This window comes from Bacteroidia bacterium (genome assembly GCA_016218155.1).
Lineage (GTDB): Bacteria > Bacteroidota > Bacteroidia > Bacteroidales > GWA2-32-17 > GWA2-32-17.
Window position 1 is genome coordinate 62,910 of sequence record JACREQ010000108.1, and the last position, 14,583, is coordinate 77,492.

The window sequence follows — 14,583 nt, forward strand, 5'->3', positions numbered from 1 at the left end:
ACAGTTGTAGAAATTTAAGGATATTGGAATTTAGGAATTTACTTAATTAACGTGAGTTCGAAATAAAATAATAGAATACAAAGTTTTGTTATATTGAGTGAATTTTCGAAGAAAATTTGTATCGAAATGAACAAAACGACTAGTTTTCGATACGAAATTCTTTCAGAATTTCACTCTTCGCCGCGCCGAACTAACATCGTTTTCTTATTTCGAACTCACGTTAATTATAAAGTTTTTATTTTAAAATCAAGCAAGCATTTTCCATATTTCGTCTTTTAATTCGGTGAGTCCCTCTCCAATTGCAGAAGAAAAGAACAAATATGGCACATCAATCTTTTTAATTTCCTTTTTGATTTCCTTTTTTAATTCTTTGTCGAGTAAATCTGACTTTGAAATACTTAATATTCTTTTCTTTGTTAAAAGTTCAGGATTATATTTTTCAATTTCGCTTAATAGAATTTTATATTCTTTCATTATATCCTTGCTGTCTGCAGGAACCAGAAATAACAATATAGAATTTCTTTCGATATGGCGTAAAAATCTTAATCCTAATCCTTTTCCTTCGGATGCACCTTCGATAATACCAGGGATATCTGCCATAATAAATGACTGATAATCTCTGTAATTTACAATACCAATATTTGGAACTAAAGTGGTAAAAGGATAATCTGCAATTTCAGGTTTTGCAGCTGAAACAACCGACAATAAAGTACTTTTTCCTGCATTGGGGAAACCAACCAAACCAACATCTGCAAGAATTTTTAATTCTAAAATATTCCAACCTTCGCTTCCGGGCTCACCAGGTTGTGCATAGCGCGGAGTCTGATGAGTTGACGATTTAAAATGTGAATTGCCTAAACCACCTCTACCACCTTTACGAAGAATAATTCTTTCTCCGTGCTTTGTTATTTCTGCAATTATTTCATTTGTTTCTGCATCTTTTGCAACTGTACCAAGCGGTACCTGAACTATTACATCTTCACCTTCGGCACCAGTGGAAGTTTTACCGCTTCCCGACGCACCATTTTCTGCATAAATGTGTCTTTTGTAACGTAAATGTAACAACGTCCACATCTGACTGTTTCCTTCAAGAATTATATGTCCGCCTCTACCACCATCGCCACCATCAGGACCACCTTTCATGGTTCTCTTATCACGATAAAAATGTCGCGATCCCGATCCACCTTTACCGGAACGGGTACAAATTTTTACATAATCTATAAAATTATTTTCTGACACTTTTATTCTTTGTTATAAATTGCTTTCAAATATGAAAAATATTTCGTCAAAATAGATACTTCACTACGTTCAGTATGACAAAATATTTGTGTTACTTAACAAACTTACCCATTACATGTACAATGTCTGAATAGACTTCTTCTTCAGTTTGCATTCCGTTAATAGGAAATGATTTTCCTTGTTTCTTATAATATTTAGACACAGGTTTTGTTTGAGATCGGTAAACATTTATTCTATTTGTTATAATATCAATGTTCACATCATCACCTCTACCTGATTTTTCACCTCTTAAAACAAGTCTTTTTTTAAGAACTTCTTCATCAACATCAAGCATTAATAATAAATCTACTTTAGTAAAATGAATTGCCAACATTTCGTCTAATGCTTCAGCTTGTGCCTGAGTACGAGGAAATCCATCAAAAATAAAACCTTTGGCATTACTGTTTTTTTCAATAATTCCACTAATCATGCTTATCACAACACTATCAGGAACTAACTCACCCTTATCCATTTTTTTTTGTGCTTCGATACCAAGTTGTGACTGTGCAGCAATTTCAGTTCTTAATATATCACCAGTTGAAAGATGAATTAACTGATAATCTTTAATTAAACGCTCAGATTGAGTACCTTTTCCAGAACCCGGAGGTCCAAATAAAACAATATTCAGCATAATTAATTTATTTTACTAGTGTGTAAATTTCGGGTAAATTTCTTCCAAAACCATCATAATCCAAACCATATCCAACAATAAAATCGTTTGGAATTTCAATTGCAATGTAATTTATTTTATAGTCCTTTTTAAATGCTTTTGGTTTAAAAAGAAAAGTGGCAATAAGAATCTGCTCTGGTTCATATCCTTTTAGCTGACAAATTATATTTTCTAAAGTTTCGCCAGAATCAATAATATCTTCTAATACAACGACTACCTTTCCTTTAATATTTTCATTTATTCCTATTAAACTTTTTACTGTTCCGGTAGAAATTGTTCCTTGATAAGAAGCTACTTTCACAAAAGTTATTCTACAATCAAGAGTAATTTGCTTAAATAAATCGGAAGCAAACATAAAAGAACCATTAAGAATACCAATAAAAATAACTTCTTTATCTTTTAAGTCATTATTTAACTGAACTGCAATTTTACTAACTGCACTTTGAATTTCATTTTCCTTAATTGAGACTTCAAACTCTTTATCAAGTATTTTGATTTTCTTCATACATAATTTTTAAAGTTGGAAAGTTAATAAAAATGACAAAATTTTTAAATAAAAAAATCATTTTAGAATTCAAGTTTTAAAAATCGACCAAATAAAGCTATTTTTACAGATAATTATAAATTTCATAAAAAGATGAAACCGTTAGTTAGTATAATAATGGGAAGTACTTCTGATTGGCCTGTAATGGAACAAGCAGCCAAACTTTTAAATGATTTCCAAATTCCATTTGAAGTAAATGCATTATCGGCTCACAGAACTCCTCAGTTAGTTGAAGAATTTGCATCAAATGCATATGACAAAGGAATTAGAGTTATAATTGCCGGTGCTGGTGGAGCAGCTCATTTACCTGGTGTAATTGCAGCTTCTACCCCACTTCCTGTAATCGGAGTTCCTTGTCGTAGTTCAATTTCAATTGACGGTTGGGATAGCATATTATCTATTTTACAAATGCCTCCGGGAATCCCGGTTGCAACTGTTGGTTTAGATGCTGCATTAAATGCTGCAATTCTTGCAATTCAAATTCTTTCTACTGGAAATGTAGAATTATTTGAAAAATCAAAAAAATATAAAGCCGGATTAGCAGGAAAAGTTGTAAAAGCAAACAAAGAATTGGAACAGTATAAATTTGAATATAAGGTAAACTAATATGTGGAAATTTAAATTCCAGATTACCATTGCTTTAATGTTTTTTATTTCCTGTCAAAATATTCTTGCAGGTAATGAAGGTTACCCATTGGGTGCAAGACAAGCCGGAATGGGAACTGCCGGAGTTGCATTTTCTGACTTATGGTCTGTTACCCATAACCAAGCTGGATTAGCCTTCCTTACTAAACCAAGTTTTGGGTTATTTTACGAAAATAAATTTGCTTTAAAAGAACTTGGTTTAAAAGCCGGAGCTTTTGCTTATCCTACATCTTCAGGAGTTTTTGCAATTGACTTAATGCAATTCGGATATTCAAAATATAATGAAAGCAGAGTCGGACTTGCATTTGCAAAATCATTAGGTAAAAAATTCTCACTCGGAGTAAAATTTAATTACTTAAACACATTTTATGCTGAAGAATACGGAAATAAAGGAACTTTTATTGCAGAACTTGGCCTATTGGCTCAACCAATAAAACATCTTTACATTGGTGGGCATATTTATAATTTAAGCAGATCAAAAATAGCAGCTTATAACGATGAACGAATACCAACAACCATAACTTTTGGAATAGCTTACGAATTTTCCGAAAAAGTTTTATGTACTGTTGAAGCAGAAAAAGAACTTCAATATAATCCAATATATAAAGTTGGAATGGAATACAGATTTTTAGAAAACTTATATATAAGAGCAGGTGTAACAAGTAACCCAAATCAAATGAGCTTAGGTATTGGCTATGTTTATAAAAGAATAAAGGCAGATATTTCATTTTCATCACATCAAGTTTTGGGTATATCACCTCATATTGGATTTAGTTTCGAGTTAGGAAAAAATTCAACACAGCGTTTAACAAATTAATAGAAAATGAAGCTATTTTTTCTAATATTAATTTCATTTTCAATAGCTGTTACTACTTTTTCTCAGCAACAACAAGCAGGATCAAGTGAAGAAATTATCGAAAAATTTATTGAAGAAATTGCTTCAAACACAGACAGAGAGTTAGATTACACAACATTGTATGAAGATTTAACATTCTACTTAAATGAACCTTTAAATATAAATACTGCAACAAAAACCGATCTTGAAAAATTACAACTATTAAGTGATTTTCAGATAAACGCAATATTACAATACCAGAAAGACTATGGACAATTATTAAGCATTTACGAGTTGCTTAATGTTACCGGATTTAATGAAGAATATCTGCGAATGATACTTCCATTTATAACTGTAAAAAAGGAAGATCCTATTTTAGGTTTTGACCCAAAGAAAGCATTAAAATATGGTGGTCATAAAGTATTTATCAGAACCCAACGAGTATTAGAACAACAAGCAGGATATTCTCCAATTACCGACTCTGCTTTAGCAGCTAGCCCGAATTCAAGATATTTAGGAAGCCCAAACAGATTGTTTTTCAGATATTCTTTTTCATATAAGACTAAAATCTCATGGGGTATAACTGCCGATAAAGATCCCGGAGAAGAGTTCTTTAAAGGAAGCCAGAAAAGAGGTTTCGATTTTTATTCAGCACATATATTAGTTAAAGATATTGGTCCGTTAAAAACAATTGTTATAGGTGACTATTATGCTCAATTTGGTCAGGGATTAGTTGTATGCTCAGGTTATAATTATGGAAAATCTTCATTGGTAACAAATACCAGAAAAAAAGCACAAGGACTAAAAAAATATTCAAGTGCAGATGAAAATCTTTTTTTCAGGGGTGCTGGAGCAACATTCAGGATTAAAAGATTAGATTTTACTGCATTTGCATCAAGAAAAAAAATTGACGCAAATATTACAGCTATTGACTCTTTGACAGGTGAAGCTGAGGATATAAGTTCATTACAAACAAGCAGTGAACATGCAACACCAACTGAACTAGCAGATCGCAAATCGGTTTCTGAAACTGTATTAGGAGGAAATATTTCACTAAATATGGAAAAGTTCAGACTTGGTCTTACAGGAATTCAATATAGCTATGGCGCAAATCTTTTAAAAACTCCTACAGTTTATAACCAATATGATTTTAGCGGACAATCTAATGCTAATGTAGGTCTCGACTACCAATTTATGATAAAAGATGTAACAGTTTTTGGTGAAGGAGCATTGAGTCAAAATGGAGGAAAAGCATTTATGAGTGGAATGTTATTTAATCTTTCCTCACAAATTAACATGGCATTAATTTACAGAAATTATGAAAGAAACTATCAGGCAAATTATAGTAGTGCATTTGGAGAAAACTCGGTAAATGCAAATGAACATGGATTTTATATTGGTACAACAATATACCCATATGCAAAATGGAGAATTTCGGGTTATTATGATTTATTTACTTTCCCATGGTTGAAATATGGAGTTTATGCGCCTTCAAAAGGGAGTGATTATTTGGTAGAAGCTGCATTTACCCCCAGCAGACAGGTAAGTATGTATGTTCGTTATAAACAAAAAATTAAACCAGAAAATATACCAACTACCATTCCTTCGGTTATTGAAGGCATAGAAGATGTAAAATCTACAAAAATCAGATTTCACATTTCATATAAAGTATCTCAAACAATTGAATTAAGAAACAGAATTGAGTGGTTAACATATAACAAATATCCTAAAACCGAAAAAGGATTTTTAATTTATCAGGATTTTATTTATAAACCTGTAAAACTTCCTTTGACTTTTTCTGCACGTTACTGTATTTTTGACACTGACGGATATGACTCAAGATTATACGAATATGAGAATGATGTACTTTATGCTTTCTCTGTTCCTGCTTTATATGATAAAGGAACACGGTTTTATTTTAATGTAAAATATTCAGTAACTAAGAAAATTGATTTGTGGTTTAGATATGGACAAACATATTACTCAAATATGAATACCATTAGCTCGGGACTTACACAAATAGATGGAAAAACAAAGACTGAAGTTAAATTACAAATGAGAATACTTCTTTAATCTACTTAAAGATTTTTTTTCCTTTAACAACATATACAAATAGAATTGCTGTAAAGAATGAAAACATTGAATACACCAGTGCAGGCATTTCCATTTCAGGAGTTTTAAGTATTGTACCAGCTACTAACAATGCTAAGGCAGTGTTATGCAAACCCACTTCAATTGCAATTGTGAACTGATTTCTAAATTCCAATTTTAATAATTTCGAAAAATAAAAACCTGCCGACATAGCAAGTATATTCAATAACAACACAAACGGAAAAATATATAAGGTTTCGTATATGGTAATCCCTGAACCTCCCTGACTTTTTCCGGCAAATATTTTTATTGCAAAAACAAGAAATAGAATTAACGGTAAAATTATTTTTAATGGCTTTTCCATTTTAGTAGCAAAGACTGCATTAAACCTTCTAATAACAATACCAATAAATGCAGGAACTATAGTAACTAAAAAGATCTGCAAAATAGTTTCTCCAAACGGCAATGAAATCTCAGTATCAATTTCAAGAAAAAAAAATATTGCAAGGCTAACTATAACAGGTAATGTTAAAATTGAAATAACGCTATTAAGAGAAGTCATTGTTATTGCCAATGCAACATTTCCCCTCACAAGATGGGTTATAAGATTTGAAGATGCTCCACTAGCACAAGTCGAAACAAGTACAATCCCAACCTTTTGTTCTGGAGATAAATTTGATAAATATGCTATTAAAAAAGCAATTGCAGGCACTAAAAACAATTGAATAGTAAGTGCAGTAATTATTGATTTTGGAAAAACAATAATTTGTTTAAAATCATTAATAGTAAGCGATAAGCCTACACCTAACATTATAATTGCAAGTACTGCATTTACTAAAATATCTACAAAAGAATATTCACCCATTTATACTATACAATTATGTTGAGAAATTACAAATTCAAATATCAAATAAAAATAAAGGATAATAACAATATATATTAATATTATTCTTTAATTCTTGTTAATTTAAAGTCGAGTCCTTTGTTTATTATTAATGGAATTTTCTCAGTAATAACACTACTAGTATCAAGCCCGTATGCTTTTTCTTCAGGCATACCAATTTTCTTAAGAATATCATAACTGTCCATAACAAATTGATTGAACGGCTTAAAATCAAAATCATATCCCTGTACTCTGTCAGTTAAAATAAACCTGAAATCGCCTGAAATCGCATATTTATGTAGTGAGGGATAACGAGTAGTAATATCAACTTCTTTATTTATAACTAATTCCTCAATAACTTTTCTAAAATATAGATTAATTTTTGTTGGTACTTTAAACCCGATTTTAAAATCTACTCTGATTAAAGTCTCGGGAATTAAATGTGTAACCTTATAGCTCATAGCATGTGGTTCATCAACTACATCAACATGAATAAGCCAATAAGTATCTGCTCTTTTTGGTTGTTTGTTAAATATTGAAAATACAACTTTTGATTCAATTTCGTGAACATTATTTGCATGAGTAAAATAAACAAGATTTGTAGAATATTTGGAAATTGACAAGTCTTTTTTTACATCACTTAACATCGAGAAATATTTATCTACATAAACATAATCTGTAAGTTTTTTCTTTATCATCCTACCTTTATACCATATAAACATTATATAAAATAAAATACTTGCAATTAATAATGTTACCCATCCACCATGAATAAATTTAAACAAGTTCGCAATAAAAAAAGAACCTTCAATTATTAGATATATTCCAAGAAATATAAAAATATAAGAAAGTGATTTCCGTTTTATGTAAAAATAAAAACTCATTAACAAAGTAGTCATCATCATTGTAATGGTAATTGCTAAACCATACGCAGCTTCCATTTTAGATGATTCTTGAAAATAAAGAATTACAAAAATACAACCTACAAACAAAAATTTATTTACACTTGGAATATATATCTGACCTTTAATAAAAGTAGGATGGCTTATTTTTACACGGGGCCAAAAATTTAACAAAATAGCCTCATTAATTATTGTATAAGATCCTGAGATTAAAGCTTGACTTGCAATAACGGCAGCCGTTGTTGCTAACACAATTCCAGGTATGATAAACCATGATGGCATTATTGAGTAAAACGGATTTGTATCGCTTGTAATAACAGGATTTGCCAACAACCATGCACCTTGTCCCAAATAATTAAGAATAAGAGTTACTTTAACATATACCCATGAAATTCTTATATTTTGCAAACCACAATGACCAAGGTCTGAATACAAAGCCTCTGCTCCAGTTGTACAAAGGAATACAGCCCCTAGCAATAAAAATCCTTCTTTATGTGCTGATAACAACTTGAATGCATAATAAGGGTTAAACGCTTTTAATATTTCTACATTTCCAATTATCTGATAAAATCCAAGTATAGCTAAAACCAAAAACCAGATAAACATTACAGGACCAAAAGCATGCCCAAGGAAATTAGTACCAAACTGCTGTATAAAAAACAATAGAACTATTATTATTAAAACAATTGGAATTACAGGAATATTTGGATTTATTAACTGTAATCCCTCAACTGCAGAAACCACAGTGATTGCCGGGGTAATTATACCATCTGCAAGTAAAGCAGCACCTCCAATTATTGCAAGTACAAATGCCCATTTTATATGTCTCCTTATAAGAGCATACAAAGCAAGAATACCTCCCTCACCTTTATTGTCTGCACGCAATGTTATTAGAACATATTTAATGGTAGTTTGCAGTGTTAAAGTCCAGATAATACAAGAAATTCCTCCTAAAATAATACTCTCATTAACACCACCGGTACTATTAATAATAGCTCGCATTACATATAATGGCGAGGTTCCTATATCTCCATAAACTATTCCAAGTGTAATAAGTACACCCCAAACACTAAGTTTAGATATATTGGTGGTTTTCATTCTAAAAATTTGCCAAATGTAAATATTTAAAGAATTGCTTTTTAAAAAATTCAATAAAAAAATTTTAGGTTGATATCAGAGAGTATTTAAATAACAAAAAAGCCAGCTTAAGCTGGCTTTTTTGTTAAAATTATTTCCTCTAAAATCTTCCTGGAAGAATTTGTGTATTGGTTGCCGGATTGATACAAAGTACCGGTACCTTCATATTATAGTTTTTGGACTTCAGAATAAATTCTTTAAAATGGTATGACATTATAAATATTGCATCAGCATTAATTTCTGCAGCGAAATTATAAATTTCTTCGTTAAATTTTGAATCACGTTTAGCTGTACGAACTCCAAAAACAATACCTTTCTCGTCTAATATCTGACGAATAAAGAACATGTTTTTTCTCATTTTTTCATTCTTATAATTATTGCTGATAAAGGGTTTAATAATATTAATATTACTATTAAAATATTTTGAAAGTAAAGTAACCCAATTCATTTGAACTCTGTTCTTCTCGTTATAATCTACCGGCACCACTATATCTTTAATTGTTTCATTAATTGGTGATGCTTGAATTAAATAAAATGGAATATTAGAACCAACAATAACTTTTATTGCTCTTTTTGCACTATGCAAACCCATAACAATTAATAAAGCATTTATTTCAATTGCAGTATTTTTAATAGCTTTAAAAATATCTCCTTTTCTAACTAAGCAAACTGTTTCAACACCATACTTCTCCTGCATTTTTTTTGAAAATTCAGTAAGTTTTTCCATTACTGCAGGTTTTTCATGATCTTTTTTAACTATATGCAAAAGAGCAATACTCCTATGAATATATTTTGACATTTGCACAGCATGTTGAAATGCAAATTCAGAGTTTTCGGTAAAGTCTACCGGGACAAGGATTGATTTTTCGGTTAGTTCCATATTGTTTGGGTTAATTGGGAAACTAAAATTAAATCTCAATATTATGAAATTTTCTTATTAGACGTATTTTTTTGATAAATGTTGTTTCGCTATTTAATATTAATTAACAAGTTATTGTGAATAAACCATTTTAATTTAAAAAACAAATCCCACTTATGCAGGATTTGTTTTTGCTTTTTTATTTATTCTCTTTTTTCTTTTTGCGCATATTTAAAAAATCATATGCTATAGGAGTTGCATTAAACACTGAGGAATATGTTCCAACAGCAATACCAACCATTAATGCAAAAATAAATCCTCTTAATATTTCACCTCCAAAAATGAAAATAATAATTAACACAACCAATGTTATACCTGAAGTATTAATTGTTCTACCTAATGTACTATTAATAGCAGCATTAATATTATCTTTTAACTCCCAACGAGGATGCAATATTCTATACTCTCTAATTCTATCAAAAATAATTACAGAGTCCATAATAGAATATCCAATAACAGTTAACAATGCAGCAATAAATGACTGGTCTACTTCTAATCCAAATGGTAAAATGTTATGAAATAATGAGAAGAAAGTAATAACAATCATAGAGTCATGGAACAAAGAAATAACTCCACCAAGTCCAAACTGCCAATTTCTAAATCGAATTGTAATATAAATAAAAATAATCAACAATCCAATGAACAATGCCATGAATGCCTTATATATCATATCGTTAGCGACAGTAGGACCAACCTTCTGTGAACTCATCATCCCAACAACAGCTTTATCGCTATGTACAGAGAATTGTTCAAATGAAATCGGTGTTTTATAATAACCTTTAACACCTTCGAATACTTTATTTTCAACAATAGAATCAACTTTATTACCTGACTGGTCAATAAGATATTTTGTAGTTATTTTAACCTGATTTTTTGGCCCAAAAATCTTCACTTCAGGAGCATCATTCATTACTTTTTCTAGTGATGAACGAATATCCTGAGTTGAAACCTCCTGATCAAAACGAACTATATAAGTTCTTCCTCCGGTAAAATCAACTCCAAAACTTAATCCTCTTGTAAATAAGGAAGCAATACCAATTACTATTACTAATGCTGATACAACATATAACTTTTTCCTTACTCCGATAAAATCAAATTTAGTTTTAGTAAATGCATTAATTGTGTATTTATTACCAACGTTAATTTTCATATTGCGTTTTAACATCCATTCAAATATTAAACGAGCAATAAAAATTGAAGAGAATAAAGACAAAAGCAAACCAACAATAAGTGTAGTAGCAAATCCCTGAACTGGTCCCGAACCAAATACAAATAATACAATACCTGTTAATATAGTAGTAACGTGACCATCAATAATTGCAGACATTGCATGCCAGAAGCCGTCTTTAACAACTAAGTTCATCCCCTTTCCTATACGCAGCTCTTCACGCATTCTTTCATAAATAATAACATTTGAGTCAACTGCCATAGCAAAAGTAAGAACCATACCAGCAATACCAGGAAGTGTTAGCACAGCACCTAATGATGCCATAACACCAAAAGTAAAGAATACGTTTGCAAATAAAGCTATATTAGCAACATTTCCAGACCTATTATAATATAATGACATATATAATAATACTCCAATAAAAGCAATTGCAAATGACCATAAACCTGATGAGATAGCTTCTTGACCTAAAGAAGGACCAACAACTGCTTCTTCAATAATAGTTGCTGGAGCTGGTAATTTACCTGATTTTAAAACATTAGCTAAGTCGTCTGCTTCTTCAATTGTAAAATCGCCGGAAATTGACGAATTACCACCTTTAATTTCCTGATTAACAACAGGGAATGAATACACAGAATTATCAAGTACAATAGCAATTTGTTTTCCAATATTATCTCTTGTTAATCTAGCCCAAGTTTTTGCACCCTCAGGATTCATTGACATTGATACTTCTGCATTATTATTTGTATTTCCAAATTCTTTTTTTGCAGATGTAACAGCACCACCATCAAGTGGAGCGCGACCATCACGACTATTAGAACGGATTGCAATTAATTGAAATACTGTAGATTTTTTCATGGGCTTGTAGGTCCACAAAAAACGAAGAGACGAAGGGAATAAAGACTTAACCTGTTTTAAAGCTAAATATTTATTAACCTGAGAAGTATCTTTATAATCTGAAAGACCAACTACAGCACCCTGCGCTAATTTGCGTTCATTATCAACACTTGGATATAAAATAGCAAATAATGGGTTCTGCTCTTTAAATTGCTGAGCATTTAAAGCTGTATCATTTTTTGTTGAATCAGTTTTCATTTGATCAACAAGAGATAAAGATGTATCAGCTTTTGCAGTATTAGCAGTATCAACCTTTTTTGTTGTATCAGCAATCATATCTGCTAATAGTGATGGTTTTGCAACAGTATCAATTTTTTCATCTGATTTTTTTCCTGCAGATTCTATACTTGCAATAACCTGATTTGCTTTTTCTAACAAAGGATATACTTCATTATTTTCATAAGTTTCCCAGAACTCTAGATTTGCTGTTCCCTGTAAAAGGTTTCTAACACGTTCAGGATCTTTAACCCCTGGAAGTTCAATTAATATTCTACCTGCTGTTTCAAGTTTTTGAATATTAGGCTGAGTAACACCAAATTTGTCAATACGATTTCTTAAAATATTAAAAGAATTATCAATAGCACCATCAGATTCTTTTCTTATTATTTTCAAAACTTCTTCATTAGTAGTATTGAAATTAATTCCTAATTCTTTTGAAATAAAAAGAGCAGCTAATTTTGCATTTGGATCAATTTGCTTAAATGCCTTACCAAAAAGCGTTAGATAATCTTCTCTACTGCTTTCCTCCATTTTTTTAGCCAATTTTAAAGCACTATTAAATGTAGAATCAGTAGAATAATTTGCAAGAGATCTAATAACATCAACTATTGATACTTCAAGAGTTACGTTCATACCACCCTTTAAGTCAAGACCAAGATTAATTTCCTGTTCCTGACATTCACGATAGGTATATTTCTTTAACCATAAGAAATTATAAACCGGCTCATTCGATATTGAATCGAGATATTTGCTCTCTTTTACTAAATCGCCCTGGGCAAAATTACGCGCATCACTCTCTACTTGTCTTGTACAAAATGTAAATGACAATTGGTACAAACATGCTAAAGCAAGTGCAATCCCAAAAAACTTAATCACTCCCTTATTCTGCATCTGAATTAATTTTAAATATTTCTAACAATAATTTGATTTCTGAAAATAACCCGCAAACGTACAAGAATTTTACAAATTAACCAAATACTAATTCTATAAATAGTTAACTAAAAAAAGCCCGTACTATCAGGTGCATACCAAAGACTTATGCCCTATAATAAAAAGTTAAGATTATCTTCGGATGAAAATTCTTTTGGCTCGTTACCTTTAATAAACAATCTCATTGTTCTTTTTCCGATATGAGTTATTAAATTATTTTCAATTTTAAACATACATCCTTCACGTAAACCTGTAACATAAACATTTGGGTTTATTTCAAGAAACTCTTCAATTCTTTGCTCACGGGTTTCGCCTGCATGACCTTCTGGGTTTGCATCAAGATAATGAGGATTTATCTGAAACTTAACCAAATTAAAAGCTTTAAAAGATTTAGGTTCGGCAATCGGCATATCATTAGTTGTTTTAATTGTAGGTCCTGCTACATTTGAACCTGCACTCCAGCCAATGTAAGGAGTACCATTACTCACTTTATTTCTTACAACATCTACTAAGTTATTTTCATAAATTTTTGAAATCAATTGAAAAGTATTTCCACCACCAACAACAATTGCATCAGCATTTTCAATTGCTTCAACTGGATTTGAAAATTTATGAATACTTTTAATATTATGCCCAATTTCATTAAAACGTTTCTGAACTTTCTGTTCATATTCATCATAAGAAAATGTAACTGCAGCATATGGTAAAAAAACACAATTCAGACTTTTACTTCCTAAAAAATCTTTTATATGAGGCATAGGATAAGCCAGATATTCTTCACCGGCATTTGTTGAATTACTGATTAACAGAAGTTTCATAAGACATTTTTTATTTATTGATATTTAATTAGTTTCGGTGTAAAAATAAAAATATTTTAATTCAATTTTAAACTTTAATATCATAGTTGAGTCAAAGCGACGTAAATCAAAAAAAATAAATAATTATGAGAAAGATTCAAAGAATTATCCCGATGTTATTAGTTGCTTTTATTATGATTGGAAGCCAAACAGTATTCGCACAGGAAAAAGAAACAGCTCACAACTGTGATAAAGGAGAATGCGTTAAAGGAATTACAGATTTGACAGATGTACAAAAACAAAAAATTGACGGATTATGCTTAGCTCATAAAAAAGAGATGACAGGCATTAAAAATCAAATTAACGAGAAACGTGCTCATTTGAAAACATTACAAGCGGCTGATAAAGCTGACATGACAGCAATCAACAAAACTATTGATGAAATATCAGCACTAAATGCTGAACAAATGAAAAAAGGTGCAGCAAACAAACAAAGTATCAGAGATTTATTAACTGAAAAACAAAAAATTATTTTTGATGCAAATGGTGGTAAACATGGTGGTGCTGGTTGCTCACATGGTGCTGCAGCAGGTGATTCAAAATGCAGTAAACAACAAGGCGGAAAAAGCTGCTGTCCAAAAGGTGAAGCTGCTGGTGGTTGTGGAAAA

General features: G+C 30.8%; 12 protein-coding genes. 4 read left to right on the forward strand and 8 right to left on the reverse strand.

Annotated elements, in window-relative coordinates:
- Positions 1-246: 246 nt before the first annotated feature.
- From obgE to hpt, 3 genes are all read right to left on the reverse strand, one after another.
- Complete coding sequence (obgE, locus tag HY951_18415) at positions 247-1,239, reverse strand: GTPase ObgE (protein ID MBI5542036.1); 993 nt, start codon at positions 1,237-1,239, stop codon at positions 247-249.
- A 91-nt stretch (positions 1,240-1,330) separates the two neighbouring features.
- Positions 1,331-1,909, reverse strand: coding sequence for an adenylate kinase (locus tag HY951_18420; protein ID MBI5542037.1), 579 nt, complete (start codon positions 1,907-1,909; stop codon positions 1,331-1,333).
- Between the two features lie 7 nt (positions 1,910-1,916).
- Complete coding sequence (gene hpt / locus HY951_18425) at positions 1,917-2,453, reverse strand: hypoxanthine phosphoribosyltransferase (GenBank protein ID MBI5542038.1); 537 nt, start codon at positions 2,451-2,453, stop codon at positions 1,917-1,919.
- Positions 2,454-2,585: 132 nt separating this feature from the next.
- On the opposite strand from hpt, the gene purE reads away from it, so the two are divergent.
- From purE to HY951_18440, 3 genes are read left to right on the forward strand one after another with little or no spacing between them, the layout of a single operon-like run.
- Complete coding sequence (gene purE / locus HY951_18430; GenBank protein MBI5542039.1) at positions 2,586-3,098, forward strand: 5-(carboxyamino)imidazole ribonucleotide mutase; 513 nt, start codon at positions 2,586-2,588, stop codon at positions 3,096-3,098.
- Between the two features lies 1 nt (position 3,099).
- Positions 3,100-3,954 (forward strand): hypothetical protein, encoded by an 855-nt coding sequence (locus tag HY951_18435; GenBank protein MBI5542040.1) that lies wholly within the window; start codon positions 3,100-3,102, stop codon positions 3,952-3,954.
- 6 nt (positions 3,955-3,960) lie between these two features.
- Positions 3,961-6,045: a helix-hairpin-helix domain-containing protein gene (locus HY951_18440; protein ID MBI5542041.1), complete on the forward strand. Its 2,085-nt coding sequence runs from the start codon at positions 3,961-3,963 to the stop codon at positions 6,043-6,045.
- Position 6,046: 1 nt separating this feature from the next.
- On the opposite strand, the gene HY951_18445 is transcribed toward HY951_18440, so the two are convergent.
- From HY951_18445 to pepE, 5 genes are all read right to left on the reverse strand, one after another.
- Positions 6,047-6,928 (reverse strand): bile acid:sodium symporter family protein, encoded by an 882-nt coding sequence (locus HY951_18445; GenBank protein MBI5542042.1) that lies wholly within the window; start codon positions 6,926-6,928, stop codon positions 6,047-6,049.
- Positions 6,929-7,008: 80 nt separating this feature from the next.
- A complete protein-coding gene (locus tag HY951_18450; protein ID MBI5542043.1) occupies positions 7,009-8,946 on the reverse strand; it encodes a KUP/HAK/KT family potassium transporter in 1,938 nt (645 codons plus the stop codon).
- 139 nt (positions 8,947-9,085) lie between these two features.
- Complete coding sequence (locus HY951_18455; protein MBI5542044.1) at positions 9,086-9,865, reverse strand: universal stress protein; 780 nt, start codon at positions 9,863-9,865, stop codon at positions 9,086-9,088.
- A 178-nt stretch (positions 9,866-10,043) separates the two neighbouring features.
- Complete coding sequence (secDF, locus tag HY951_18460) at positions 10,044-13,079, reverse strand: protein translocase subunit SecDF (protein MBI5542045.1); 3,036 nt, start codon at positions 13,077-13,079, stop codon at positions 10,044-10,046.
- Positions 13,080-13,231: 152 nt separating this feature from the next.
- Positions 13,232-13,936, reverse strand: a complete 705-nt coding sequence (gene pepE / locus HY951_18465) for a dipeptidase PepE (protein ID MBI5542046.1) — start codon at positions 13,934-13,936, stop codon at positions 13,232-13,234.
- 125 nt (positions 13,937-14,061) lie between these two features.
- Here pepE and HY951_18470 point away from each other — a divergent pair.
- Positions 14,062-14,583, forward strand: a 522-nt coding sequence (locus HY951_18470; protein ID MBI5542047.1) for a Spy/CpxP family protein refolding chaperone, incomplete at its 3' end; no start/stop codon positions are given.

Bases quoted from the DNA above. Each gene is read 5' to 3' on its own strand.
- HY951_18420 (MBI5542037.1), bottom strand. From the start codon at position 1,909: ATGCTGAATATTGTTTTATTTGGACCTCCGGGTTCTGGAAAAGGTACT.
- hpt (MBI5542038.1), bottom strand. From the start codon at position 2,453: ATGAAGAAAATCAAAATACTTGATAAAGAGTTTGAAGTCTCAATTAAG.
- purE (MBI5542039.1), top strand. From the start codon at position 2,586: ATGAAACCGTTAGTTAGTATAATAATGGGAAGTACTTCTGATTGGCCT.
- HY951_18435 (MBI5542040.1), top strand. From the start codon at position 3,100: ATGTGGAAATTTAAATTCCAGATTACCATTGCTTTAATGTTTTTTATT.
- HY951_18440 (MBI5542041.1), top strand. From the start codon at position 3,961: ATGAAGCTATTTTTTCTAATATTAATTTCATTTTCAATAGCTGTTACT.
- HY951_18445 (MBI5542042.1), bottom strand. From the start codon at position 6,928: ATGGGTGAATATTCTTTTGTAGATATTTTAGTAAATGCAGTACTTGCA.
- HY951_18450 (MBI5542043.1), bottom strand. From the start codon at position 8,946: ATGAAAACCACCAATATATCTAAACTTAGTGTTTGGGGTGTACTTATT.
- HY951_18455 (MBI5542044.1), bottom strand. From the start codon at position 9,865: ATGGAACTAACCGAAAAATCAATCCTTGTCCCGGTAGACTTTACCGAA.
- secDF (MBI5542045.1), bottom strand. From the start codon at position 13,079: ATGCAGAATAAGGGAGTGATTAAGTTTTTTGGGATTGCACTTGCTTTA.
- pepE (MBI5542046.1), bottom strand. From the start codon at position 13,936: ATGAAACTTCTGTTAATCAGTAATTCAACAAATGCCGGTGAAGAATAT.